The organism is Saccharopolyspora ipomoeae (genome assembly GCF_029952525.1).
In the GTDB taxonomy this organism is placed as follows: Bacteria; Actinomycetota; Actinomycetes; order Mycobacteriales; family Pseudonocardiaceae; genus Saccharopolyspora; species Saccharopolyspora ipomoeae.
Genome location: NZ_JASAOF010000004.1, coordinates 208,889 through 232,685 on the forward strand (window position 1 = coordinate 208,889; position 23,797 = coordinate 232,685).

Sequence of the window (23,797 nt, forward strand, 5' to 3'; positions counted from 1 at the left end):
TCAGCTTTCTCCTAGCGAGGCTTACTTCTTCCCGGCCTTCTTCTTGCCGGCGACCGTCTTCTTCGGCCCCTTGCGGGTACGCGCGTTGGTCTTCGTCCGCTGCCCGTTCAGGGGCAGGTGACGACGGTGGCGCACACCCTCGTAGCAACCGATCTCGATCTTCCGGCGGATGTCGGCCTGGACCTCGCGGCGGAGGTCACCCTCGACCCGGTAGTTCTCCTCGATGAAGTCGCGCAGCTTGGTCAGCTGCTCGTCGTCGAGGTCACGCGGCTTCGCGTCGGCGGAGACGCCGGTGCCGGAGAGGATCTCCTTGGCCCGGGTCTTGCCGATCCCGAAGATGTAGGTAAGCGCGATCTCCATGCGCTTCTCGCGCGGGAGGTCGACGCCAACGAGCCGTGCCATGTCGGCTCCTTCTCCTTAGATCGGTCCAGGTCTGCTCCCACGCCGCCCCCGCACGTGACGTGCGGAGCCCCGGCCTGGTCCGGAGGTCAGCCGGCTCATCTCTCGAGCCGACAGGTCGTGGGAGTTCTTCTCGATGTCGTCTGCGACCGAAGTGGTCTGCGCTCAGCCCTGACGCTGCTTGTGACGGGCGTTGTCGCAGATCACCAGGACCCGTCCGTGACGACGGATGACCTGGCACTTGTCACAGATCTTCTTCACACTCGGCTGGACCTTCACGGTCGTGCTCTCCTGTTGGACGCGTGTCCGGGTCGCCCCGGACACCGTGGAGGTCACTTGTAGCGGTAGACGATGCGCCCACGGGAGAGGTCGTACGGCGAGAGCTCCACCACAACCCGGTCCTCCGGGAGGATTCGGATGTAGTGCTGGCGCATCTTGCCACTGATGTGCGCGAGGACCTTGTGGCCGTTCTCCAACTCGACACGGAACATCGCGTTGGGAAGCGGCTCGATCACCCGACCCTCGACCTCAATGGCCCCGTCCTTCTTGCCCATGTCCTCCGCGTTTCGTGACGGTGACGGTTTGCGGGGCTAACAACCCCTGCCACGGGCACCGGAGGCCCCGGAACCCATGACCGACACACGCGGGGTCCGATTCGAAATACCGATGAACCACCCGATCCGGATACTCTGAGAACCAGAGTCGCGCGGACGGACACTCCGGGCACAACGAACCGGCGCCACTCGTGCGCCGATAGTCCATCGTACGCGCAGCCGAATGAGCACCACACATCGGGGCTGCTCACAGCGCATCCGACGCCATCGGCGGCTTGCGCGGGTCTTCTCCGGCTCACTAGTTTCGATCGCATACTCGACACCCTCGACACCGGCGTCGGGGCGCGGCCACCCCGGAAGACCCGAGGAGCAGCGTGACAGCCCAGCAGCAGCGCACCGGTATGCCGTTGACCGGCAAGTTCGCCGAGTACCGCACCTTCTTCACCACCGCGGTGCGCAACCCGCGCATGGTCGGCGCGGCCACCCCCACCTCCTCCGCGGTCGCCGCGACCGTCGCCCAGGTCGTGCCCAGCACCGGCAACCCCGTGGTCGTCGAGCTCGGCCCCGGCACCGGATCGCTGTCCGACGGCATCCACGCGCGGCTGCCCGCCGGGGCCCGCCACCTGGGCATCGAGCTCGGTGCCGACCTGGTCGCGCACCTGCGCGACAACAAGCCGTGGCTGGAGGTCGTGCACGGCGACGCGGGCGAGCTCAAGGCGGTGCTCGCCGACCGCGGCATCGACCGGGTGGACGCGGTCATCAGCAGCATCCCCTGGTCGCTGCTCGACGACCCCGTCCAGGGCCACATCCTCGACCAGGTCACGCAGGCCCTCGCGCCGCACGGGGCGTTCACCGCCCTGACCTACCTGCCCGCCGAGCGGACCCGCAACGCGCGGCGGTTCCGGGAGCGGCTGCACGAGTCCTTCGACGAGGTCCTCACCCACACCACGTGGCGAAACTTCCCGCCGATCCTGCACTACCTGTGCCGGCGGCCCCTGGCCTGAGCTTCCCGACCCCGACGAGCGGGTACTTCCAGGCAAAAGCCCGGGATCGGTCGATGTCGGAGACCGATTGCGGACCGGTTACGGTCGGGCGGCATCTCAACCCGGGGAGGGGCAGGAGAACCGTGAACAAGTCACGCGAATACCTGACGTTCGTGGGCCGCGCAGTGCAGAACCCGTCCAAGGTGGGCGCGGTGCTGCCGACGTCGGAGCACGTGGCACGCGCGGTCGCCGACGTCGTGCCCAGCAACCGCCCCAGCACGGTGCTGGAGCTCGGCCCGGGCACCGGGGCGCTCAGCGGGCCGATCCGGGACCGCATCGCGCCCGGGTCCCGGCATCTGGCGGTGGAGATCGACCCGGCGCTGGTGCGCTACCTCAACCGCACCAAGCCGTGGCTGGAGGTGATCCACGGGGATGCTTCCGACCTGCGCAAACTCCTCGCCGACGCGGGCGTGGACGGGGTCGACGCGGTGATCAGCTCGATCCCGTGGACGCTGCTGCCGGGCGACAAGCAGCGCGAGCTGCTGCACGAGACCGCCTCGGTCATGTCACCGGACGCCGTGTTCACCACGGTCACCTACCTGACGACGCTGTGGCGCGCGCAGACCAAGGAGTTCGTCGGCGCCCTCGACGAGACGTTCGACGAGGTGTTCCCGCGCAGCGCCGTCTGGCGCAACATCCCCCCGGCCCGCGTCTACGCCTGCCGGCGCCCCAAGGCCTGACCCCTCACCCCTCGGGTGGGGAAGTTTTCATGAAAACTGCCCCACTCCCCACGAACCCCAAGTTCCTCACCCGACTCAGGGAGTCCGGTTCCCGTTGGAAACCTCCCTGGTCAGGAGTGACGGACGTGTCCTGGGGAGATTCGTGGGGTTGGAGGGAGGGAAGTTTTCATGAAAACTTCCCGTGGTGCGGGGAAGCGCAGTTTTCATGAAAACTTCGCTCTGTCAGGAGTCCTCGGGGGCGGTCAGCACCCACGGGCCCTCATCGGTGATGGCGACCGTGTGCTCCCAGTGAGCGGCGCGGGAGCCGTCCTCGGTGACGACGGTCCAGGCGTCGTCGAGCTCCTCGGTCTCCGCGGTGCCGCCGGTGAGCATCGGCTCGACCGCCAGGCACATGCCCACGCGCAGCTTCGGCCCGCGGCCGGGCTTGCCGAGGTTCGGCAGGAACGGCTCCATGTGCATCTGGGTGCCGATGCCGTGGCCGCCGTACTCGGCGATGATGCCGTACTCGCGGCCGTCGGCCTTCGCCGCGGCGAGCGCGGCGGTCTCCACGGCGTGCGAGATGTCGGTGAGCCGGTTGCCCGCGCGCACCTTCTCGATGCCCGCCCACATCGACGCCTCGGTCGCGGCCGACAGCGCCCGGTCGGCGTCGCTGATCTCGCCGATGGCCAGCGTGACGGCGGAGTCGCCGTGCCAGCCGTCGAGGATCGCGCCGCAGTCGACGGACAGGATGTCGCCCTCGGAGAGGGTCTCGCGCACCGACGGGATGCCGTGCACGACCTTCTCGTTCAGCGAAGCGCAGATCGAGGCCGGGAAGCCGTGGTAGCCCTTGAACGAGGGCACCGCGCCCGCGTCGCGGATGACGTGCTCGGCCACGGCGTCGAGCTCGCCGGTGCTGGCGCCCGGCACGGCCTTCTCCCGGACCGCGGCCAGCGCACGCGCGACGACCAGACCGGCGGCGCGCATCGCCTCGATCTCACCGCGCGACTTGAGCTCGATGCCCTTCCCCCGACGCAACAAGGCACTCACCTTCGAAGTATGTCCAGACGGTGCCGGGTCGCGCCCGGCGGGATGCAAGAAGAAGCTGGTGGAAATGCGACGGCCGGCCACCCGAGGTGACCGGCCGCGCCAACGTTCACTGGTGGCTGCGCAGCGCTTCCAACGCGCGGCCGGTGATCTCCTCGATCGAGCCCAGGGCGTCGATCTTGATGACCTTGTCCTTGTAGTAGCCCAGGATCGGCTCGGTCTCCTCGTGGTACACCGCGAGGCGACGCCGGATGACGTCCTCGGTGTCGTCGGAGCGGCCGCGCGCCAGCATGCGCTTGACCAGCTCCTCCTCCGGGACGTCGAACTGCACGACCGCGGTCAGCTGCAGGTCCTTCTCACCGAGGATGCCGGTGAGCACCTCCGCCTGCGCGGTGTTGCGCGGGTAGCCGTCGAGCAGGAAACCCCGGGCCGCGTCCTCGTCGCCGAGGCGGTCGCGCACCATCTCGTTGGTGACCTCGTCCGGCACCAGTTCACCGGCGTCCATGTAGCTCTTGGCCTTCTGGCCGAGCGGCGTGGAGTTGCCGATGTTCGCGCGGAACAGATCTCCGGTGGAGATGTGCGGCACACCGAGCTTCTCGCTGAGCACAGCCGCCTGGGTACCCTTACCGGCACCGGGCGGGCCGACGAGAACCAATCGCACCAAGGGTCTGCCTCCGAATCCTCACCATCGCGCGCCAACTGCTGACGAGCTGCGCCGCGCCGCCCCGGACCGACGGCGCCGCGATCCCAACCACCCTACGCATGGACGGCGGGCGTGCGAACACGCCCATGCGGAAGTGAGCGCAAGGGCACGCACGCAGGTCCGGGCGTGTGTGGCACACGCCCGGACGCTCCAGCCTACCGGAGGAAGCCCTCGTACTTGCGCTGCGTGAGCTGGCTCTCGATCTGCTTCACGGTGTCGAGGCCCACGTTGACCATGATCAGCACCGCGGTGCCGCCGAACGGGAAGTTCTGGTTCTGGCCCTGACCACCGGTCAAGCCCAGGAAGAACATCGGCAGGATCGCCACGATGCCCAGGTACAGCGCACCGGGCAGGGTGATGCGGGAGAGCACGAAGCTCAGGTACTCCGCCGTCGGGCGCCCCGGGCGGATGCCGGGGATGAACCCGCCGAACTTCTTCATGTCGTCCGCCCGCTCCTCCGGGTTGAACGTGATCGACACGTAGAAGTAGGCGAAGAAGATGATCAGGAGCATGTACAGCAGGATGTGCACCCAGCTGGACGGGTCGACGATGTAGGTCTGCAGGAAGCGCGCCCACCAGCTGTCCTGGTTGCCGGCCAGCTGACCGATCAGCTGCGGCAGGTACAGCAGCGACGAACCGAAGATGACCGGGATGACACCCGCCTGGTTGACCTTCAGCGGCAGGTAGGTCGACGTCCCGCCGTACATCCGACGGCCGATCATGCGCTTGGCGTACTGCACCGGGATCCGGCGCTGCGCCTGCTCGATGAAGACCACCGTGGCGATGATCGCGACCGCGAACAGGCAGATCATCGCGAACACCAGCGGACCGTGCGAGGTCAGGATGTTGCCGCCCTCGGCCGGGATGCGCGAAGCGATCGAGACGAAGATCAGCAGCGACATGCCGTTGCCGATGCCGCGCTCGGTGATCAGCTCGCCCATCCACATCAGGATGGCGGCACCCGCGGTCATGACGACCACGATCGTGATCAGGTTCAGCACGGAGTCGTCCGGGATCGGCGAGACCGAGCAGCCCTGGAACAGCTGCCCGCGCACCGCGAGCGCGACGATGCCGGTGCCCTGCAGGATCGCCAGCGCGATCGTCAGGTACCGGGTGTACTGGGTGAGCTTGGCCTGGCCGGACTGGCCTTCCTTCTTCAGCTGCTCGAAGCGCGGGATGACCACCTGCAGCAGCTGGATGATGATGCTCGCCGTGATGTAGGGCATGATGCCCAGCGACAGCACCGACAGCTGCAGCAGCGCGCCGCCGCTGAAGAGGGTGAGCAGTGAGTACACGCTCTGGGCGCCGCTGCCCTGAATCTGCTCGATGCACTGCTGGATGTTGGGGTACGACACACCGGGCGACGGGATCGTCGCGCCGAGGCGGTACAGCACCACCATTCCCAGCGTGAACAGGATCTTGCGGCGCAGGTCCGGCGTTGCCAGAGCCGAGCGGAAGGCGCCGAGCACGCGAACCTCCTGTACGCGAGCCGGTCGGAACCGGCCGGAAAACAAGCGGCCGGCTTCGCCAGCCGGCACGGCGGGAAACTCCATGGACAAGGGCCGTGGTCACCCACGGCACTACCGCGCGACTTTAGCAGGCCGCGAGGTGGATACGGACAGCGACCGAACCCTCACGACGATCAACGTTTCGCAACATCGCCGCCCAACAGCGGCAACCGCGCCCGGTTCGGCGCGGTTGCCGTTATTCACAGGGTGACCTGCGGTGTTCCGGGGCGGGGGAAGTTCCCGCGAGAACGTCCCCCGCCTCGGATCAACCGCAGTGGGCGGCCTTCTCGTCGTCGGTCATCGGGCGTGTCGACTGCGTGACCGTGCCTCCCTGGTCGTCGGCCGGGCCGCTGGCCTCGAAGTCCTTGACGTACCAGATGTAGTGGTCGTAGAACTTGTCCTCGAAGTGCAGCTCGTAAGTGCCCTTGGCCTTCTGCATCTTCGACCCGTGGTAGACCTGCCCGACCTCACCGGGACGCACCGTGACGAAGGTCGTCTGCGACTCGGTGTGCTCGGAACGCCACTCGTGACCGTACGTGGCCTTGAAGGTCACCTTGAACACCTCGCCGAAGCTGGTGCTCATCGACAGACCGACGCTGTTGCTCTCCGCGGTGCTGTCGGACCAGGCGACGCTCATCATCTGCTCCTTGTCGGTGCAGTTGAAGACCGGAGCGCCCACCTCCTCCGAGGTGTTCTGGTAGTACTCCACCTCTCCCTCCGGGTGGAACACGCAGCTGTCGGTGCCGTTGTCGCACTTCTCCAGCAGCTCCCGTACCGTGGGCTCGTCCGCCGCCGCGGCCGGCGGGGCCAGCAGCAGCGCCGCCCCGATCACCGACGCGCAGCTCATCGCGATGCGCTTGTTCATCGAGTTCCTCTCGATCGGCTTCCCGTTCCAGACTCGCGCCCCGAGGGATGACCGGAACACGGCCGTAATCGGGTGACGGAATACGGCCGTATTCCGGTCGTCCCGTGCGGGCGGACGGTCACGGGCAGGCGTTGACCTCGTCCTCGGTCATGTCGCGGGTGTGCTGGCTGACGGCCGACGAGGAGTCCTCGGCGGGCCCGGTCGCCTCGAAGTCGTTGACGTACCAGATGTAGTGGTCGTGGAACTTGTCCTCGAAGTGCAACTCGTAGGTGCCGCGGACCTTCTGCATCTGCGCCGCCCGCTCGACCCAGCCGACCTGGTGCGAGCTCGTGTCCACGAACGTCGACTGCGATTCGGTGTGCGACTCCTCCCAGGTGTGCTGGAAGGTCTGCTCGTAGCTGACCGCGAAGACCTTCCCGAACCCGGCCTCGGTCGTCATCGACAGCCCGACGCTGTTGCTCTGCGACGTGGTGTCCGACCAGGTCACGTTGTGCCGCTGGTCGTCCGGCGTGCAGTTGTAGACCGGGTCGCCGACCTGCTTGGCGTCGGCGGTGAAGTACTCCGGCTCACCTGCCGGGTGGAACACGCAGCTGTCGGTGCCGTTGTCGCACTTCTCCAGCAGCTCGCGCACCGTCGGGTCCTCGGCGGCGTGCACCCCGCGGGCGTTGATCACGCCGGCGTCCTCCGCGGTGGCGGTCGCGGTGGCGGGGGTGACCAGCGCGCCGAGCACGCTCGCCGAGGCCACCAGGGTGCGGATCGTTCGTGCCTGCATGGCGGAATCCCCTCAGCTCAGACCGACGGACTGGGTGCGGTCGTTCATCATCGAACCGACGTCGGGCGTGTTCTCGTCGAACGGCCCGTCGCGCTCACCGCCGAGGTCCGGCTCGGGGTACAGCCAGATCCAGCACCCGCCCCACGGCTGGACCGACGAGACCGTGTTCTTCCAGTCGTCGGGCAGGTTGATCTGGAAGTTGACGACGCCGTCCTTCTCGCACATGTCGGAGCCGTAGACGGTGAAACTGCCGCCGCCGTAGTTCGGGTCGGCGAACAAGGTCGCCTGGATGACGTCGCCGCGCGCGTCCCGCGACTGCGCGGTGGCCTCGGCCAGCGTCGCGAAGCACCGGGTCTCGCCGGTGCTGAAGTGGTAGCTGCAGTGCGGCGGGGCCGCCTGGCCGTTCGCCTGCGCCACCGCCGCTCCCGGGACGACCGCGGCCAACACCGCGACGATCATCAGAACGGCACGCCGTCCCACCTGTCGTGGTCGCATCGCCGTCGCTCCTCCCTCGATTGATCAAGCGCCGTCCGGTCGGAACGGCGCCGATCAAGCTAGGGAGTCCTGTGATGGCGGCAACACCCACGAAAAGGAGCCGTGGCAGCCCACTTTCGCTTGAAACTCATCGGCGCAGCCGCTTGGACCGGCCGGATGCCCCGGAACTCGCGCATCTCGGGGCCGCGGAACTCGCGATCCGGCTAAGTGAACTGCCCAGGGTGATGTGCCGGGTGCGCAGCGTATCCCGACTGGGAACCAGTGGGAATCAGCGGAAAGGAGGGGGATGAACGGGAAAAGAAAAGACCCGCCACCCCGAGGGGTGGCGGGTCTTCCCGTGAGCTGGATCAGCGCTCGATCTTGGTGACCGAACCGCCGGCGGCGGTGATCTTCTCCTGAGCGCTACCGGTGAAGGCGTGAGCGGTGACGTCCAGCTTGACGCCCTCCAGGTCCCCGTCGCCGAGGATCTTCACCAGTTCGTTCTTCTTGACCAGGCCCTTGGCGACGAGCTCGTCGAAACCGACGGTGCCGCCCTCCGGGAACGCCTGGGCCAGCTTGCCGAGGTTCACACCCTGGTACTCGGTGCGGAAGCGGTTCTTGAAGCCCTTGAGCTTCGGGAGCCGCATGTGGATCGGCATCTGCCCACCCTCGAAACGAGGGGAGACGGTCTTGCGGGCCTTCGTGCCCTTGGTACCGCGACCGGCGGTCTTGCCCTTGGAGGCCTCACCGCGGCCGACGCGGATCTTGTCGCGCTTGGCACCGGGGGCCGGACGCAGGTCGTGCAGTTTGATGACCATGTCAGTCGACCTCCTCGACCGTCACCAGGTGACGGACGGCGTTGACCATGCCGCGCACGTTCGAGTCATCCGGGCGCACCACGGACTGACGGATCTTGCGCAGACCGAGGCTGCGCATGGTGTCGCGCTGGTTCTGCTTGGTGCCGACCAGCCCGCGCACCTGAGTGATCTTGAGCTGAGCCATGACGATCAGACCCCCTGCCCGGCAGCGCGTGCCCGCATGATGAACGCCGGAGCGACATCTTCCAGCGGCAGGCCGCGACGAGCCGCGACCTCCTCCGGACGCTGCAGCTGCTTCAGGGCGTCCACCGTGGCGTGCACGATGTTGATCGGGTTGTCCGAGCCCAGCGACTTGCTCAGCACGTCGTGGATGCCGGCGCACTCCAGCACCGCGCGCACCGGGCCACCGGCGATGACACCGGTACCGGCGCTCGCCGGACGCAGCAGCACGACGCCCGCGGCGTCCTCGCCCTGCACCGGGTGGGTGATGGTGCCGCCCAGGCGCGGGACGCGGAAGAAGTTCTTCTTCGCCTCCTCGACGCCCTTGGCGATGGCCGCGGGAACTTCCTTGGCCTTGCCGTAGCCGACGCCGACCACGCCGTCACCGTCGCCGACGACGACGAGAGCGGTGAAGCTGAAGCGCCGACCACCCTTGACGACCTTCGCGACGCGGTTGATGGTCACGACACGTTCGAACTGCGGGGTCTTCTCTTGGGCCGCCCCGCCACGGCCGCCGTCGCGGCGGTCCCGGCGGTCCTTGCCGCCGGACTCCCCGCCTTCACGCCGAGTGCGTCCAGGCATCAGGCGTCCCTTCCAGTCTCGTTCTTACGCACTTGTCAGAACTCCAGTCCGCCGTCACGGGCGGCGTCGGCCAGAGCGGCGACGCGACCGTGGTAGGCGTTGCCGCCGCGGTCGAACACGACCTTCTCGACACCGGCGTCCTTGGCCCGGGCGGCGACGAGCTCGCCGACCTTGGTGGCCACGGCCTTCTTGTCACCCTCGAAGCCGCGGAGCTCGGACTCCAGGCTCGTGGCCGAGGCCACGGTGAAGCCCTTGGTGTCGTCGATGACCTGCGCGGTGATGTTGCGCAGCGACCGGGTGACGACCAGACGCGGGCGCTCGGCGGTGCCCAGGATCTTCTTCCGGAGGCGCGTGTGACGCTTGGCGCGGGAGAGCCGACGCTTGGTCGAGATGTCCTTGCCAACCGGCTTGCGCTTGGTAGCTGTCTCGCTCATGGTCACTTACCCGTCTTTCCGACCTTGCGGCGGATGGTCTCACCCGCGTACCGGACACCCTTGCCCTTGTACGGGTCGGGCTTGCGCAGCTTGCGGATACGAGCCGCGATCTCGCCGACCAGCTGCTTGTCGATGCCCTTGACCGAAAGCTTGGTCGGGCCGTCGACCGCGAACTGGATGCCGTCCGGCGGCTCGATCACGATGGGGTGGCTGTAGCCGAGGGAGAACTCGAGGTTCGATCCCTTCAGCAGCACGCGGTAACCGACGCCCTGGATCTCCAGATCCTTCTGGTATCCCTGGCTGACGCCGATCACCATGTTGTTGACGAGGGTCCGGGTCAGCCCGTGCAGGGACCGGCTCTCCCGCTCGTCGTCCGGGCGCTTGACCAGCACCGCGCCGTCCTCGTCCTTCTCGACGACGATCGGCTCGCGGACCTGGTGGGCAAGCTCGCCCTTGGGGCCCTTCACGGTCACCGCCTGGCCGTCGATGTTCACCTCGACGCCGGAGGGGACGGTGATCGGCAGCTTTCCGATGCGCGACATGGCCGCTCCTCCTCCCTTACCAGACGTAGGCGAGGACTTCCCCGCCCACGCCCTTCTTCATGGCCTGCCGGTCGGTCACGAGACCGCCGGAGGTCGAGATGATGGCGACGCCCAGACCACCGAGAACCTTGGGCAGGTTCGTGGACTTGGCGTAGACCCGCAGACCGGGCTTGGAGACCCGGCGCAGGCCCGCGATGCTCCGCTCGCGGTTCGGGCCGTACTTCAGCTCGACGACGAGGTTCTTGTGGGTGTCCCCGTCCTCGACGCGGGAGCCGGCGACGTAGCCCTCCCGCTTGAGGATCTCGGCGATGTTCGCCTTCAGCTTGGAGTGCGGCATCACGACCTCGTCGTGGTATGCCGAGTTTCCGTTGCGCAGACGCGTCAGCATGTCTGCGATCGGATCGGTCATCGTCATGACCTGCTCAACCTTTCTCGTCTGGTTCCGATGAGCCCGGACCGGTCACGCCCTGCGGGCGGACGTCTCGGCTCTGGCCTGGACGAAGTCGGGGCCTCCCGCCACGGTGACGGAGCCCTTTTTGCAGTCGTGCACGAGCACGGCTCGCGTGCGGAGCGTGGGCATCAGCCCTGGTAGCGCCTGCTTCAGGGTAAAGGCCGCCGATTCGCACCGGACAACCGGGACCCTGAAGCAGGCATCACGTCACCAGGAGGACTTGCTCACGCCGGGCAGCTCGCCCGCGTGCGCCATCTCGCGGAAGCAGACGCGGCACAGACCGAACTTGCGGAAGACCGAACGCGGACGTCCGCACTTCTGGCAGCGGGTGTAACCGCGAACCTTGAACTTCGGCTTCTGGGCCGCCTTGTGAACCAGCGCCTTCTTCGCCATCGCTCAGTTCTCCTTGAACGGGAAGCCCAGGTGCTTCAGCAGCGCCCGGCCCTCTTCATCGTTGGTGGCAGTGGTAACGACGGTGATGTCCATGCCTCGCGGACGGTCGATCGAGTCGGGGTCGATCTCGTGGAACATCGACTGCTCGTTGAGGCCGAACGTGTAGTTGCCCCTGCCGTCGAACTGCTTCGGCGAAAGACCGCGGAAGTCACGGATGCGCGGCAGCGCGATGGTGACCAGGCGGTCCAGGAACTCCCACATGCGGTCGCCGCGCAGGGTCACCCGCGCGCCGATCGGCTGGCCCTCACGCAGCTTGAACTGCGCGATGGACTTGCGGGCCCGACGAACCTCGGGCTTCTGGCCGGTGATGGCGGTGAGGTCGCGGACCGCGCCCTCGATCAGCTTGCTGTCCCGCGCGGCGTCGCCAACACCCATGTTGACCACGACCTTGACCGCGCCCGGCACCTGCATGGCGTTGGCGTAGTTGAACTCCTCGTTCAACGCCGAGCGGATCTCTTCGCGGTACCGGGTCTTGAGCCGGGGGACGATCTTCTCAGCAGTGGTCATGATCAGATGTCCTTACCGTTGCTGCGCGCGACGCGGACCTTCTTGCCGTCCTCGTCGACGCGGTGTCCGACGCGGGTGGGCTTGCCGTCCGAGTCCACGACCATCACGTTGCTCACGTGGATCGGGGCTTCCTGGGTCACGATGCCGCCGGACTGCGCACCGCGCTCGGTCCGGGAGACCTTGGTGTGCTTCTTGATCCGGTTGACACCCTCGACCAGGACCCGCTGCTCCGCCGGCATGGCCTGGATGACCTTGCCCTTGGCACCCTTGTCCTTACCGGAGATGACGACGACCGTGTCGCCCTTCTTGATCTTCATGATCACAACACCTCCGGCGCGAGCGAGATGATCTTCATGAACTTCTTGTCGCGCAGCTCTCGGGCCACCGGCCCGAAGATGCGGGTACCCCGCGGCTCGCCACCCGGCTTCACCAGGACGGCGGCGTTCTCGTCGAACCGGATGTAGGAACCATCCGCGCGACGCTTTTCCTTCTTCTGGCGGACGATGACGGCCTTGACCACATCGCCCTTCTTGACTCCGGCACCCGGGATGGCTTCCTTGACGGTCGCCACGATGATGTCCCCGAGGCCCGCGTAGCGCCGGCCCGACCCACCGAGGACACGGATCGTGAGGATCTCCTTGGCCCCGGTGTTGTCGGCGACGCGAAGTCGCGACTCCTGCTGGATCACGTCTGACTCCTGACCCTAAGTGCCCGGACCTTGTGCCCGGACACACTCTGGCGTGCCAAATTCCCGACCTGACACGCGCGGTCAACTTCCACAAGCGAAACGGCCGGTCGCTGATCTTGCCGACGACCGGCCGGTTCACCGTGTCGTTTTGAGAACCGCCTGCGCAGCGTGACCACCGGCGGGTTCTCAGACGTCTTCTCGTGAGGACAGCTCGGACGTGGTGTATTGGCATACATGATGTCCGAGATCCCGCAGCGAGAAGGCGTCTGAGGTTCCGCTACCTGACCCATTACGCAGGACGACCCAAAACTTTGTTGATTACTTGGCCTTCTCGACGACCTCGACCAGTCGCCAGCGCTTGCTGGCGCTCAGCGGCCGGGTCTCCATCAGCAGCACCCGGTCACCGACGCCGGCCGAGTTGGCCTCGTCGTGCGCCTTGACCTTGGTGGTCTGACGCATGACCTTGCCGTAGAGGGCGTGCTTCTTGCGGTCTTCCAGGGAGACCACGATCGTCTTGTCCATCTTGTCCGAGACGACGTAGCCCTCGCGCACCTTCCGGCTGTTGCGCTCCACGCCCTGTCCTTTCTCACTCATGCCGCGCCCTCCTCAGCGCCTTCGGGGTTAACCGTCAGGCCCAGTTCGCGCTCGCGCATGATGGTGTAGATCCGGGCGATGTCCTGGCGGACGACGCGCAGCCGCCGGTTGTTCTGCAGCTGACCCGTGGCCATCTGGAACCGGAGGTTGAACAGCTCTTCCTTCGATTCCTTCAGCCGCTGCACGAGCTCCTCGTTGTTCAGCTCGCGGAGCTCGGATGCGGTGACACCCGCTGCCATCAGAAGTCACCACCCTCGCGGGACACGATCTTGCACTTCATCGGGAGCTTGTGCGCCGCACGAGTCAGCGCCTCGACCGCCGTCTTCTCGTTCGGGAAGGTCAGCTCGAACATGATGCGTCCGGGCTTGACGTTGGCGACCCAGGACTCCGGCGAACCCTTACCGGAACCCTGACGGGTTTCGGCCGGCTTCTTGGTCAGCGGGCGGTCCGGGAAGATGTTGATCCACACCTTGCCGCCACGCTTGACGTGCCGGGTGATGGCGATACGGGCCGACTCGATCTGACGGTTGGTCACGTAGCCGTGCTCGATCGCCTGAATGCCGTACTCGCCGAAACTGATCCGGGTGCCACCCTTGGCGAAGCCCTTACGCTTCGGCGCGTGGCTCTTGCGCCACTTCACCCTGCGTGGGACGAGCACGTCTCAGCCCTCCGTCTTCTCTTCAGCCGGCGCGGCCTGCTGCTCGCCCTCCGGGGCCTTGGCCTCGGTCTTGGCGGACTTGTCAGCACCACCGCGCTCACCGCGGTCGCCACCGCGGCGACGGCCACCGCGGTCACCGCGGCCACCACGCTCGTTGCGGTCGTTGCCGCCGCCGCGCGGCGGACGAACCTCGGACTCCTGCTGCTTCTGCTTCAGGCCACCGACCAGCTCACCCTTGTAGATCCACACCTTGACGCCGATGCGCCCGAAGGTGGTGCGGGCCTCGAAGAAGCCGTAGTCGATGTCCGCGCGCAGCGTGTGCAGCGGAACGCGACCCTCGCGGTAGAACTCCGAGCGCGACATCTCCGCGCCGCCCAGGCGGCCGCCGCACTGCACCCGGATGCCCTTGACCTGCGAGGAGCGCATGGCCGACTGAATGGCCTTGCGCATCGCACGACGGAAGGACACGCGGTTGGACAGCTGCTCGGCCACACCCTGTGCGACGAGCTGGGCGTCCGCCTCGGGGTTCTTGACCTCGAGGATGTTGAGCTGGACCTGCTTGCCGGTCAGCTTCTCCAGCGAACCGCGGATGCGGTCCGCCTCGGCACCGCGACGGCCGATGACGATGCCCGGCCGGGCGGTGTGGATGTCCACGCGGACGCGCTCACGGGTGCGCTCGATCTCCACCTTCGAGATCCCAGCGCGCTCCATCCCGCGAGACAGCTGCCGGCGGATCTTGACGTCTTCCGCGACGTACTCCGAGTACTGCTTGTCGGCGTACCAGCGAGACTTCCAGTCCGTGGTGATGCCGAGTCGGAAGCCGTGCGGGTTGATCTTCTGACCCACTACCGGGCACTCCCCTTCTGGCTCTTTCGGGACTTGGTCGCCGCCGGCCGAGATTCGACCTCGACCGTGATGTGGCTGGTCCGCTTCCGGATCCGGTACGCGCGACCCTGCGCGCGCGGCCGGAACCGCTTCAACGTCGGACCCTCGTCCACGTACGCGTGGCGCACGACCAGCGTGTCGGGGTCGAGGGAAAGGTTGTTCTCCGCGTTGGCGATCGCACTGGCGAGCACCTTCGACACCGGACCGCTGGCGGTCTGCGGCGCGAACTGAAGCACGGCCAGGGCATCGCTGGCGCTCCGGCCCTTGATGAGCTCGACCACGCGGCGCGCCTTCATCGGCGACACGCGGACGAACCGGGCCCGCGCCACTGCGTGCGGGGCTTCCGCCGCAGTGGAGTCGGAACGGGCTGTCATCCTGCTACCCCTTGCTCTTACTCGTTCGTGTCACAGACCCGCTCAGCGGCGGCGCGACTTCCGGTCATCCTTGACGTGGCCCTTGAAGGTGCGGGTCGGGGCGAATTCGCCCAGCTTGTGCCCCACCATCGCCTCGGTGACGAACACCGGGACGTGCTTGCGACCGTCGTGCACCGCGAAGGTGTGGCCGAGCATGTCCGGGATGATCGTCGACCGGCGGGACCAGGTCTTGATCACGGTCTTCTTGCCGGACTCGTTCAGCGCGTCCACCTTCTTGAGCAGGTGGTCGTCCACGAACGGGCCCTTCTTCAGGCTGCGTGGCATGTTTGCTTACCTCCCTGCTCAGCGCTTCTTGCCGGTACGGCGGCGGCGGACGATGAGCTTGTCACTCGGCTTGCGGAGACGGGTACGACCCTCCGGCTTGCCGTTCGGGTTGACCGGGTGGCGACCACCGGAGGTCTTGCCCTCACCACCACCGTGCGGGTGGTCCACCGGGTTCATGACAACACCGCGGACGGTCGGGCGCTTGCCCTTCCACCGCATGCGGCCGGCCTTGCCCCAGTTGATGTTGGCGTGCTCCGAGTTGCCGACCTCGCCGACGGTGGCGCGGCAGCGCGCGTCCACGTTGCGGATCTCGCCCGAAGGCATCCGCAGCTGGGCGTACGGGCCGTCCTTGGCCACCAGCTGCACCCGGGCACCGGCCGAACGAGCGATCTTCGCGCCCTGACCGGGGCGGAGCTCGATCGCGTGGATCACGGTACCGGTGGGGATGTTGCGCAGCGGGAGGTTGTTACCCGGCTTGATGTCGGCCCGAGCGCCGCTCTCGATGGCGTCGCCCTGCTTCACACCGTTCGGCGCGATGATGTACCGCTTCTCGCCGTCGGCGTAGTGCAGGAGAGCGATCCGAGCGCTGCGGTTCGGGTCGTACTCGATGTGCGCGACCTTGGCCGGCACACCGTCCTTGTCGTTGCGGCGGAAGTCGATCAGGCGGTAGGCCCGCTTGTGACCGCCACCCTTGTGCCGCGTGGTGATCTTGCCCTGAGCGTTGCGGCCCGCCTTGCGGTTCAGCGGGACGATCAGCGACTTCTCCGGCTCCGTCCGGGTGATCTCGGCGAAGTCGGACACGCTCGAGCCACGACGGCCAGGCGTCGTCGGCTTGTACTTGCGAATGCCCATTTCTAAAGAAACCTCGTCCTAATCAGCACCGTCAGGCGGCCGGACCGCCGAAGATCTCGATCGCCTTGCTCTCCGGCGTCAGGGTGACGATCGCCCGCTTGGTGTCCTTGCGCTTGCCGAACCCGGTGCGGGTGCGCTTGCGCTTGCCGTTGCGGTTGATCGTGTTGACGCTGGCGACCTTGACGTCGAAGATCTGCTCGATGGCGATCTTGATTTCGGTCTTGTTCGAGCGCGGGTCCACCAAGAAGGTGTACTGCGACTGCTCCAGCAGCCCGTAGCTCTTCTCGGAGATCACCGGCTTCAGGATGATGTCCCGGGGGTCGGCGCTCACTGCTCAGCCTCCTCAGCGGAAGAAGCGGCGGCCTTGACCGACCGGCCCTTGGCCGGGCCCGCGACGAAGCGGTCGTAGGCGGCCTTGGTGAACACCACGTCGTCGCTGTTGAGCACGTCGTAGGTGTTCAGCTGACCCGGGTCGATCAGGTGCACGTTCTCAAGGTTCCGCAGGCTCAGCCACGAGTTCTGCTCCTCGTGGCGGTCGAGCACGACCAGAACCTTCTTGGCCTCGGTCCAGTTCCGCAGCGCGGTCTTGGCCGACTTGGTGGACGGCTGCTCGCCGCCGACAACGCCGGTGACCACGTGCAGCTGGCCGGCGCGAACCCGGTCGGAGAGGGCACCGCGCAGGGCGGCGACCTTCATCTTCTTCGGGGTCCGCTGGGTGTAGTCCCGCGGCTGCGGGCCGTGGACGGTGCCACCACCGGCGAACTGGGGGGCGCGGATGGAGCCCTGACGGGCGTTACCGGTGCCCTTCTGCCGGTACGGCTTCTTGCCACCGCCCGAGACCTGACCGCGGGTCTTGGTGGCGTGCGTGCCCTGGCGAGCCGCGGCCATCTGAGCCACGACCACCTGGTGCATCAGCGCCACGTTGGCCTGCGCGTCGAAAATCTCGGCCGGCAGCTCGACGGTGCCGTCGGTCTTGCCGTCCGGGGTACGGACGTCGAGCGTCAAGCTCATCACGCACCACCCTTCGCGGGGCTCTTCACCAGCACCAGGCCGCCCTTGGGGCCGGGCACGGCGCCCTTGATCAGCAGCAGGCCGTTGTCGCCCTCGACCTTGTGCACCTTCAGGTTCTGCGTGGTGACGCGGTTGGAACCCATCCGCCCCGCCATGCGCATGCCCTTGAAGACGCGACCGGGGGTCGCGCAACCGCCGATGGAACCCGGCTTGCGGTGCACGGCCTGAGCACCGTGGCTCATCGGCTGACGGTGGAAGCCGTGCCGCTTGATCGTGCCCGCGAAGCCCTTGCCCTTGCTGGTGCCGACCACGTCGACCACCGCACCGGCCTCGAAGAGGTCCGCGCTGATCTCCTGGCCGAGCTCGTACTCGCCGGCGTCCGCGGTGCGCAGCTCCACGACGTGGCGGCGCGGGGTGACACCGGCCTTGGTGAAGTGGCCGCTGCGCGGCTTGTTCACCCGGCGGGGGTCGATGGCGCCGAACGCCAGCTGCACGGCCGAGTAGCCGTCCTTCTCGGGGGTCCGGATCTGGGTGATCACGTTCGGCCCGGCCTGCACGACGGTCACCGGGATGACCCGGTTGTTGTCGTCGAAGACCTGGGTCATGCCGAGCTTCGTGCCCAGAATCCCCTTGATCTGCCTGTCAGACATTGGTCTCGTTCTCTCCGCTACCTCGTCGCCGTGCCTTACTGGATGTTCACGTCGACGCTGGCCGGCAGGTCGATGCGCATGAGCGCGTCAACCGTCTTCGGTGTCGGCTCGAGGATGTCGATCAGCCGCTTGTGCGTCCGCATCTCGAAGTGCTCCCGCGAGTCCTTGTACTTGTGCGGGGAGCGGATGACGCAGTAGACGTTCTTCTCAGTGGGCAGCGGCACCGGCCCGACGACCCGAGCGCCGGTGCGCGTCACGGTCTCGACGATCTTGCGTGCGGACGCGTCGATCGCCTCGTGGTCGTAGGCCTTGAGCCGGATGCGGATCTTCTGTCCCGCCATGGTGGCTTGCCGTTCCTCTAGTCTCGTGCCGCGGTCAGGTACTTGGGTGCAGGGCGCACCCATCGGTGCCCCTCACGGCCCTCAGCTTGGTGTCGTCCCCGATTACCGGGAGCCGTCACAGCTCTCAGTCCGCCCCTGTTCAGGTGTGTAGGTGCCCGGTACACGCGGTCGGGCGTGTCGCCCGGCTGTCGCAGACCGGTCCCCTCGAACGTCGCCGATGGGGTGGACCCGGAGGCCCGTACACCTTTCTTGTGCCCTGCTCGGCCGACCGAGCGGCCGGGGAATCGGAATCCGAAAGAGAACGGAGCCGAACACCGAACAAGGGCGCGAGGCCCTCGCACCAGGGCGGCCGGAGCTTCAACGCGGAAAATCCGGCCGCCCTGAACGAGCAACCCATATAGGATGGCACATCCTCTGCACCACCCAAAATCGGGGGTCGTTTTACGGGACCGAAGTCACGCAAAACAGAAGAGGGCCCGCCTCCCGTGTGGAAAGCGGGCCCTCGTCACATCACTTGGTGATCTTGGTGACGCGACCGGCGCCGACGGTGCGACCGCCCTCGCGGATCGCGAACCGCAGACCCTCGTCCATCGCGATGGGCTGGATCAGCTGGACCGACATCTCGGTGTTGTCGCCCGGCATGACCATCTCGGTGCCCTCGGGCAGGGTCACAACGCCGGTGACGTCCGTGGTCCGGAAGTAGAACTGCGGACGGTAGTTGTTGAAGAACGGCGTGTGACGGCCACCCTCGTCCTTGGACAGGATGTAGACCTGCGCCTCGAACTCGGTGTGCGGGGTGGTGGTGCCCGGCTTCACGACGACCATGCCGCGCTCGACCTCTTCGCGCTTGATACCGCGAATCAGCAGACCGACGTTGTCGCCCGCCTGGCCCTCGTCGAGGAGCTTGCGGAACATCTCGACACCGGTGACGGTGGTCTTGAGCGGCTTCTCCTTGATGCCGACGAGCTCCACCTCCTCGTTCACCTTGATGACACCGCGCTCGATGCGGCCGGTGATCACGGTGCCGCGGCCGGTGATCGAGAAGACGTCCTCGACCGGCATCAGGAACGGCTGGTCGGTGGCGCGCACCGGGTCCGGGACGTTCTCGTCGACGGCGGTCATGAGCTCGACGATCTTGTCGGCCCACTCGGCGTCGCCCTCCAGCGCCTTCAGCGCGGAGACGCGGACGACCGGAACGTCGTCGCCCGGGAACTCCTGGGACGACAGCAGCTCGCGGACCTCCATCTCGACGAGCTCGAGGATCTCCTCGTCGTCGACCATGTCGGACTTGTTCAGCGCGACCAGGATGTAGGGGACGCCGACCTGGCGAGCCAGCAGCACGTGCTCGCGGGTCTGCGGCATCGGGCCGTCGGTCGCGGCGACCACCAGGATCGCACCGTCCATCTGGGCGGCACCGGTGATCATGTTCTTCACGTAGTCAGCGTGACCCGGAGCGTCGACGTGAGCGTAGTGACGCTTCTCCGTCTGGTACTCGACGTGCGCGATCTGAATCGTGATGCCGCGCTCTTTTTCCTCCGGCGCCTTGTCGATCTCGTCGAACGGCGTGAAGGGGTTCAGCTCCGGGTACTTGTCGTGCAGAACCTTGGTGATGGCTGCGGTGAGCGTGGTCTTGCCGTGGTCAACGTGACCGATGGTCCCGATGTTGACGTGCGGCTTGTCCCTCTCGAACTTCGCCTTCGCCACTGGATTGTCCTCCTGGACTTGTTAACTTTCCGCCGTACGACTTGTTGTGCCAGGCGGAGTCCTGTCGGGTAGGTGACGAGCGGATCGCTCACCCCGGAGGGATCGCGTCCCGCTCGCCGCCGTCTGGAGGGGATTGCTCCCCGGTCGCCTTTCGCGAGGCGTCGCCTCTGGGCCGGCCCCGGTCACCCGGAACCGGCCAGCAGGTCACTCGCCCGTTGCCTTGGCGATGATCTCCTTAGCCACACCGGCCGGAACCTCGGCGTAGGAGTCGAACACCATCGAGTAGTTGGCACGACCCTGGGTCTTGGACCGCAGGTCGCCGACGTACCCGAACATCTCGGACAGCGGCACGAGAGCCTTGACGACGCGGGTACCGCTGCGCTCCTCCATGGCCTGGACCTGGCCACGGCGGGAGTTCAGGTCACCGATGACCTCGCCCATGTAGTCCTCGGGCGTGGTCACCTCGACCGCCATCATGGGCTCGAGCAGTGCCGGGGACGCCTTCGCGGCGGCCTCCTTCATCGCCATCGAGCCCGCGACCTTGAACGCCATCTCCGAGGAGTCGACCTCGTGGTACTGGCCGTCGAGCAAGGTCATCTTCACACCGACCAGCGGGTAGCCGGCCAGCACGCCGTACTGCATGGCGTCCTGAGCACCCTGGTCGACCGACGGGATGTACTCCCGCGGGATGCGACCACCGGTGACCTTGTTGACGAACTCGTAGGTCGCGCTCTCGGACGTCTGCTCGATCGGGTCGAGCTGGATGATCACACGCGCGAACTGACCGGAACCACCGGTCTGCTTCTTGTGCGTGTACTCGTACTTCTCGATCGACTTGCGAATCGTCTCGCGGTAGGCCACCTGCGGCTTACCGATGTTCGCCTCGACCTTGAAGTCGGTCTTCATGCGGTTGACCAGCACCTCGAGGTGCAGCTCACCCATGCCCTTGATGATGGTCTGACCGGTCTCGTCGTCCAGCTTGACCTGGAACGTCGGGTCCTCCTCGGCGAGCTTCTGGATCGCCGTGGAGAGCTTCTCCTGGTCGGCCTTCGTCTTGGGCTCGATGGCCACCTCGATGACCGGCGCCGGGAACGTCATCGACTCGAGGACGATCTGGTTCTGCGAGTCGCAGAGCGTGTCACCGGTGGTGGTCTCCTTGAGACCGATCACCGCGTAGATGTGGCCGGCCTGGATCTCGTCGACCGGGTTCTCCTTGTTGGAGTGCATCTGGAACATCTTCCCGATGCGCTCCTTGCGGCCCTTGGTCGAGTTGATGACCTGGGCGCCGGAGGCGGCCTTGCCCGAGTAGACCCGGATGTAGGTCAGCTTGCCGAAGAACGGATGCACCGCGACCTTGGAGACCAGGGCGGCGAACGGCTCGTCGGTGCTGGCCTTGCGCTCGGCCGGGGTCTCGCCGTCGGGCAGGGTTCCCTGCACCGGCGGAACGTCCAGCGGCGAGGGCAGGTAGTCGACGACCGCGTCGAGCATGGGCTGAACGCCCTTGTTCTTGAACGCGGTACCGCACAGCACCGGGAACGCGCTGCGCTCGATGGTGATCTTGCGGATGCCGTCCTTGATCTGCTGCTCGGTCAGCTCCTCGCCACCGAAGTAGGCCTCCATGAGGGCCTCATCGGTCTCGGCGACGGCCTCGACCAGCTTCTCCCGGTACTTGGCCGCCGTTTCGACCAGGTCCTCCGGGATCTCCTCGATCGCGTACTCGGTGCCCTTCTGGACATCGCCACGCCAGGTCAGAGCCTTCATCTGGACGAGGTCGACCACGCCCTCGAACTCGGACTCCGCACCGATCGGCAGCTGCAGGACCAGCGGGGTGGTGTTGAGCCGGTCCTCGATGGTGCTCACGGTGTAGTAGAAGTCGGCGCCCAGCTTGTCCATCTTGTTGACGAAGCAGATGCGCGGGACGTCGTACTTGTCCGCCTGGCGCCAGACCTGCTCGGACTGGGGCTCGACACCTTCCTTGCCGTCGAACACCGCGACCGCGCCGTCGAGGACGCGCAGCGAGCGCTCGACCTCGACGGTGAAGTCGACGTGACCGGGGGTGTCGATGATGTTGATCTGGGTGTCGCCCCAGAAGGTGGTGGTAGCAGCCGAGGTAATGGTGATACCCCGCTTCTGCTCCTCCTCCATCCAGTCCATCGTCGCGGCGCCGTCGTGCACCTCGCCGATCTTGTACGTGATCCCGGTGTAGTACAGGATCCGCTCGGTCGTGGTGGTCTTGCCCGCATCGATGTGGGCCATGATGCCGATGTTGCGGACCTTGGTCAGGTCAGTCAGCACGTCGCGTGCCACGAGATTCTTCCCCGTTCCCTAACAGCAGGTGCAAAGTCGAGGTGACAGGTGCAAAGCTGTCGAATCGGTTCGGCTGGCGGGCAAGACCCACCAGATGTCACCAGCGGTAGTGCGCGAAGGCCTTGTTGGACTCCGCCATCTTGTGCGTGTCTTCACGCTTCTTGACGCTCGCGCCGAGGCCGTTGCTCGCGTCCAGCAGCTCGTTCATCAGGCGCTCGACCATGGTCTTCTCGCGACGCTGCCGCGAGTAGGTGGTCAGCCAGCGCAGCGCGAGGGTGGTGGACCGGCCGGCCCGCACCTCGATCGGCACCTGGTAGGTCGCGCCACCAACGCGGCGGCTGCGGACCTCCAGGGTCGGCTTGACGTTGTCCAGGGCACGCTTGAGCGTGACGACCGGGTCGGTGCCGGTCTTCTCCCGGCAGCCTTCCAGCGCCGCGTAGACGATCTTCTCGGCCAGCGAGCGCTTGCCGTCCACGAGGACCTTGTTCACCAGCTGCGTGACCAGCGGCGAGCCGTACACGGGATCAGCGTGCAGCGGCCGCTTCGGGGCCGGACCCTTGCGGGGCATCAGCTCTTCTCCTTCTTCGCGCCGTAGCGGCTGCGAGCCTGCTTGCGGTTCTTCACACCCTGGGTGTCAGCGGAACCGCGGATGATCTTGTAGCGCACGCCGGGCAGGTCCTTCACACGGCCGCCACGAACGAGCACGATCGAGTGCTCCTGCAGGTTGTGGCCCTCGCCCGGGATGTAGGCGGTCACCTCGATGCCGCTGGTCAGCTTCACACGAGCGACCTTGCGCAGCGCCGAGTTGGGCTTCTTCGGGGTGGTCGTGTACACGCGGGTGCACACACCACGCCGCTGCGGGCTCCCCTTGAGCGCCGCGGTCTTGGTCTTGGCGACCTTGTCCTGGCGGCCCTTACGGACCAGCTGCTGGATGGTGGGCATGGACCGGCTTTCTGTCAGCGTTCGCGTCTTTTAGGTACTCGACCAAGCAGCCGCTCGTTCGAGCTTCGGCGTGCCCTGGGCGTCGAGCACCTGTCAGGCACTGTGTTTCGGGACTCCCCCGCACCACGAGGTCGGGCGTGTCGCCCACTCCTCGGCCCCTGCAGCGCCCGTTTCGGCCGAAACCGAGGTAGACCCCAGAGGGTTTTCGGAAGAGTTCCACACATCCTCGGCGCTGCCGCGGCCCTCCGCTCGGGCGGCCACGTCATGCACGGGCATGCGGATCGACCCGATTGGCGTCGGGTCCGATAAACAAAGATACCCGGCCCGTTCTCAGAGGGTCAAAACGGGGGTCCCCTTGACCTGCTCGATCACCTGGCGCGGCCGGTGCGCCGCAGAAGAGGTGCGAGCTGGCGTCGACTTCTCCCGCCACCCTACCCCGT

At 66.8% G+C, this 23,797-nt stretch carries 36 protein-coding genes; 2 read left to right on the forward strand and 34 right to left on the reverse strand.

All coding sequences use genetic code 11. The annotated features are described in order from the left end of the window. Positions 1–21 precede the first annotated feature (21 nt). The 3 genes from rpsM to infA form a co-directional block, all read right to left on the reverse strand. Positions 22–402, reverse strand: coding sequence for a 30S ribosomal protein S13 (gene rpsM, locus QFW96_RS10385; protein ID WP_093414155.1), 381 nt, complete (start codon positions 400–402; stop codon positions 22–24). Between the two features lie 162 nt (positions 403–564). Continuing rightward, positions 565–678 carry a 50S ribosomal protein L36 gene (gene rpmJ, locus QFW96_RS10390; protein WP_093414693.1) on the reverse strand — a complete coding sequence of 38 codons (114 nt, stop codon included), beginning with the start codon at positions 676–678 and terminating at the stop codon, positions 565–567. 53 nt (positions 679–731) lie between these two features. Further along, on the reverse strand, positions 732–953 hold the full coding sequence (gene infA / locus QFW96_RS10395; protein ID WP_009948665.1) for a translation initiation factor IF-1: 222 nt from the start codon (positions 951–953) through the stop codon (positions 732–734). 401 nt (positions 954–1,354) lie between these two features. On the opposite strand from infA, the gene QFW96_RS10400 reads away from it, so the two are divergent. Both QFW96_RS10400 and QFW96_RS10405 read left to right on the forward strand, forming a co-directional pair. Further along, positions 1,355–1,957 (forward strand): class I SAM-dependent methyltransferase, encoded by a 603-nt coding sequence (locus QFW96_RS10400; protein ID WP_281455472.1) that lies wholly within the window; start codon positions 1,355–1,357, stop codon positions 1,955–1,957. A gap of 122 nt (positions 1,958–2,079) precedes the next feature. Continuing rightward, positions 2,080–2,676 (forward strand): class I SAM-dependent methyltransferase, encoded by a 597-nt coding sequence (locus tag QFW96_RS10405; protein WP_281455372.1) that lies wholly within the window; start codon positions 2,080–2,082, stop codon positions 2,674–2,676. 222 nt (positions 2,677–2,898) lie between these two features. On the opposite strand, the gene map is transcribed toward QFW96_RS10405, so the two are convergent. From map to rpsL, 31 genes are all read right to left on the reverse strand, one after another. Then, a complete protein-coding gene (map, locus tag QFW96_RS10410) occupies positions 2,899–3,693 on the reverse strand; it encodes a type I methionyl aminopeptidase (protein ID WP_281455473.1) in 795 nt (264 codons plus the stop codon). A gap of 115 nt (positions 3,694–3,808) precedes the next feature. Further along, complete coding sequence (locus QFW96_RS10415; protein ID WP_281455373.1) at positions 3,809–4,363, reverse strand: adenylate kinase; 555 nt, start codon at positions 4,361–4,363, stop codon at positions 3,809–3,811. A gap of 194 nt (positions 4,364–4,557) precedes the next feature. Further along, a complete protein-coding gene (secY, locus tag QFW96_RS10420; RefSeq protein ID WP_281455374.1) occupies positions 4,558–5,871 on the reverse strand; it encodes a preprotein translocase subunit SecY in 1,314 nt (437 codons plus the stop codon). A gap of 304 nt (positions 5,872–6,175) precedes the next feature. Next, a complete protein-coding gene (locus QFW96_RS10425; RefSeq protein WP_281455375.1) occupies positions 6,176–6,775 on the reverse strand; it encodes a hypothetical protein in 600 nt (199 codons plus the stop codon). Between the two features lie 118 nt (positions 6,776–6,893). Next, positions 6,894–7,547 carry a hypothetical protein gene (locus QFW96_RS10430; RefSeq protein ID WP_281455376.1) on the reverse strand — a complete coding sequence of 218 codons (654 nt, stop codon included), beginning with the start codon at positions 7,545–7,547 and terminating at the stop codon, positions 6,894–6,896. Positions 7,548–7,559: 12 nt separating this feature from the next. Beyond that, positions 7,560–8,042 carry a hypothetical protein gene (locus QFW96_RS10435; protein WP_281455377.1) on the reverse strand — a complete coding sequence of 161 codons (483 nt, stop codon included), beginning with the start codon at positions 8,040–8,042 and terminating at the stop codon, positions 7,560–7,562. Positions 8,043–8,389: 347 nt separating this feature from the next. After that, entirely contained in the window at positions 8,390–8,839 is a 450-nt protein-coding gene (gene rplO, locus QFW96_RS10440) for a 50S ribosomal protein L15 (RefSeq protein WP_281455378.1), read from the reverse strand. Between the two features lies 1 nt (position 8,840). After that, positions 8,841–9,023: a 50S ribosomal protein L30 gene (gene rpmD, locus QFW96_RS10445; RefSeq protein ID WP_093414171.1), complete on the reverse strand. Its 183-nt coding sequence runs from the start codon at positions 9,021–9,023 to the stop codon at positions 8,841–8,843. Between the two features lie 5 nt (positions 9,024–9,028). After that, positions 9,029–9,640, reverse strand: a complete 612-nt coding sequence (rpsE, locus tag QFW96_RS10450; RefSeq protein ID WP_281455379.1) for a 30S ribosomal protein S5 — start codon at positions 9,638–9,640, stop codon at positions 9,029–9,031. A gap of 35 nt (positions 9,641–9,675) precedes the next feature. Beyond that, complete coding sequence (gene rplR, locus QFW96_RS10455; RefSeq protein WP_281455380.1) at positions 9,676–10,074, reverse strand: 50S ribosomal protein L18; 399 nt, start codon at positions 10,072–10,074, stop codon at positions 9,676–9,678. Between the two features lie 2 nt (positions 10,075–10,076). Further along, complete coding sequence (rplF, locus tag QFW96_RS10460; RefSeq protein WP_281455381.1) at positions 10,077–10,616, reverse strand: 50S ribosomal protein L6; 540 nt, start codon at positions 10,614–10,616, stop codon at positions 10,077–10,079. Positions 10,617–10,632: 16 nt separating this feature from the next. Next, the gene (gene rpsH, locus QFW96_RS10465) at positions 10,633–11,031 is read right to left on the reverse strand and encodes a 30S ribosomal protein S8 (RefSeq protein WP_093414178.1); all 399 of its coding nucleotides are present in this window, start codon (positions 11,029–11,031) and stop codon (positions 10,633–10,635) included. 243 nt (positions 11,032–11,274) lie between these two features. Continuing rightward, positions 11,275–11,460, reverse strand: coding sequence for a type Z 30S ribosomal protein S14 (locus QFW96_RS10470; RefSeq protein WP_093414180.1), 186 nt, complete (start codon positions 11,458–11,460; stop codon positions 11,275–11,277). A 3-nt stretch (positions 11,461–11,463) separates the two neighbouring features. Beyond that, entirely contained in the window at positions 11,464–12,027 is a 564-nt protein-coding gene (gene rplE, locus QFW96_RS10475; RefSeq protein ID WP_281455382.1) for a 50S ribosomal protein L5, read from the reverse strand. A gap of 2 nt (positions 12,028–12,029) precedes the next feature. Further along, the gene (gene rplX, locus QFW96_RS10480; protein WP_093414697.1) at positions 12,030–12,344 is read right to left on the reverse strand and encodes a 50S ribosomal protein L24; all 315 of its coding nucleotides are present in this window, start codon (positions 12,342–12,344) and stop codon (positions 12,030–12,032) included. Between the two features lie 2 nt (positions 12,345–12,346). Beyond that, on the reverse strand, positions 12,347–12,715 hold the full coding sequence (gene rplN, locus QFW96_RS10485) for a 50S ribosomal protein L14 (RefSeq protein ID WP_010315405.1): 369 nt from the start codon (positions 12,713–12,715) through the stop codon (positions 12,347–12,349). Positions 12,716–13,033: 318 nt separating this feature from the next. Then, positions 13,034–13,309 carry a 30S ribosomal protein S17 gene (rpsQ, locus tag QFW96_RS10490; RefSeq protein WP_132624370.1) on the reverse strand — a complete coding sequence of 92 codons (276 nt, stop codon included), beginning with the start codon at positions 13,307–13,309 and terminating at the stop codon, positions 13,034–13,036. Continuing rightward, positions 13,306–13,548 (reverse strand): 50S ribosomal protein L29, encoded by a 243-nt coding sequence (rpmC, locus tag QFW96_RS10495; RefSeq protein ID WP_093414185.1) that lies wholly within the window; start codon positions 13,546–13,548, stop codon positions 13,306–13,308. The genes rpsQ and rpmC overlap by 4 nt, the downstream gene beginning before the upstream one ends. Beyond that, the gene (rplP, locus tag QFW96_RS10500) at positions 13,548–13,967 is read right to left on the reverse strand and encodes a 50S ribosomal protein L16 (RefSeq protein ID WP_132624366.1); all 420 of its coding nucleotides are present in this window, start codon (positions 13,965–13,967) and stop codon (positions 13,548–13,550) included. Before rplP ends, rpmC begins: the two co-directional genes overlap by 1 nt. A gap of 3 nt (positions 13,968–13,970) precedes the next feature. Next, positions 13,971–14,813, reverse strand: coding sequence for a 30S ribosomal protein S3 (rpsC, locus tag QFW96_RS10505; RefSeq protein ID WP_281455383.1), 843 nt, complete (start codon positions 14,811–14,813; stop codon positions 13,971–13,973). After that, entirely contained in the window at positions 14,813–15,226 is a 414-nt protein-coding gene (rplV, locus tag QFW96_RS10510; RefSeq protein WP_281455384.1) for a 50S ribosomal protein L22, read from the reverse strand. The genes rpsC and rplV overlap by 1 nt, the downstream gene beginning before the upstream one ends. A gap of 42 nt (positions 15,227–15,268) precedes the next feature. Then, a complete protein-coding gene (gene rpsS / locus QFW96_RS10515) occupies positions 15,269–15,550 on the reverse strand; it encodes a 30S ribosomal protein S19 (RefSeq protein WP_093414191.1) in 282 nt (93 codons plus the stop codon). Positions 15,551–15,568: 18 nt separating this feature from the next. Further along, a complete protein-coding gene (rplB, locus tag QFW96_RS10520) occupies positions 15,569–16,402 on the reverse strand; it encodes a 50S ribosomal protein L2 (RefSeq protein WP_093414192.1) in 834 nt (277 codons plus the stop codon). 31 nt (positions 16,403–16,433) lie between these two features. Then, positions 16,434–16,733 (reverse strand): 50S ribosomal protein L23, encoded by a 300-nt coding sequence (rplW, locus tag QFW96_RS10525; protein ID WP_093414194.1) that lies wholly within the window; start codon positions 16,731–16,733, stop codon positions 16,434–16,436. Beyond that, positions 16,730–17,413, reverse strand: coding sequence for a 50S ribosomal protein L4 (rplD, locus tag QFW96_RS10530; RefSeq protein ID WP_281455385.1), 684 nt, complete (start codon positions 17,411–17,413; stop codon positions 16,730–16,732). The genes rplW and rplD overlap by 4 nt, the downstream gene beginning before the upstream one ends. Beyond that, entirely contained in the window at positions 17,413–18,063 is a 651-nt protein-coding gene (rplC, locus tag QFW96_RS10535) for a 50S ribosomal protein L3 (protein WP_281455386.1), read from the reverse strand. Before rplC ends, rplD begins: the two co-directional genes overlap by 1 nt. Before the next feature lie 35 nt (positions 18,064–18,098). Beyond that, complete coding sequence (rpsJ, locus tag QFW96_RS10540; protein WP_009948626.1) at positions 18,099–18,404, reverse strand: 30S ribosomal protein S10; 306 nt, start codon at positions 18,402–18,404, stop codon at positions 18,099–18,101. Positions 18,405–18,914: 510 nt separating this feature from the next. Next, positions 18,915–20,108 carry an elongation factor Tu gene (tuf, locus tag QFW96_RS10545; protein WP_281455387.1) on the reverse strand — a complete coding sequence of 398 codons (1,194 nt, stop codon included), beginning with the start codon at positions 20,106–20,108 and terminating at the stop codon, positions 18,915–18,917. A 204-nt stretch (positions 20,109–20,312) separates the two neighbouring features. Beyond that, positions 20,313–22,415 carry an elongation factor G gene (fusA, locus tag QFW96_RS10550; RefSeq protein WP_281455388.1) on the reverse strand — a complete coding sequence of 701 codons (2,103 nt, stop codon included), beginning with the start codon at positions 22,413–22,415 and terminating at the stop codon, positions 20,313–20,315. Positions 22,416–22,512: 97 nt separating this feature from the next. Next, the gene (gene rpsG / locus QFW96_RS10555; RefSeq protein ID WP_093414201.1) at positions 22,513–22,983 is read right to left on the reverse strand and encodes a 30S ribosomal protein S7; all 471 of its coding nucleotides are present in this window, start codon (positions 22,981–22,983) and stop codon (positions 22,513–22,515) included. After that, entirely contained in the window at positions 22,983–23,357 is a 375-nt protein-coding gene (gene rpsL, locus QFW96_RS10560) for a 30S ribosomal protein S12 (protein WP_009948619.1), read from the reverse strand. The genes rpsG and rpsL overlap by 1 nt, the downstream gene beginning before the upstream one ends. Positions 23,358–23,797: the final 440 nt, after the last annotated feature.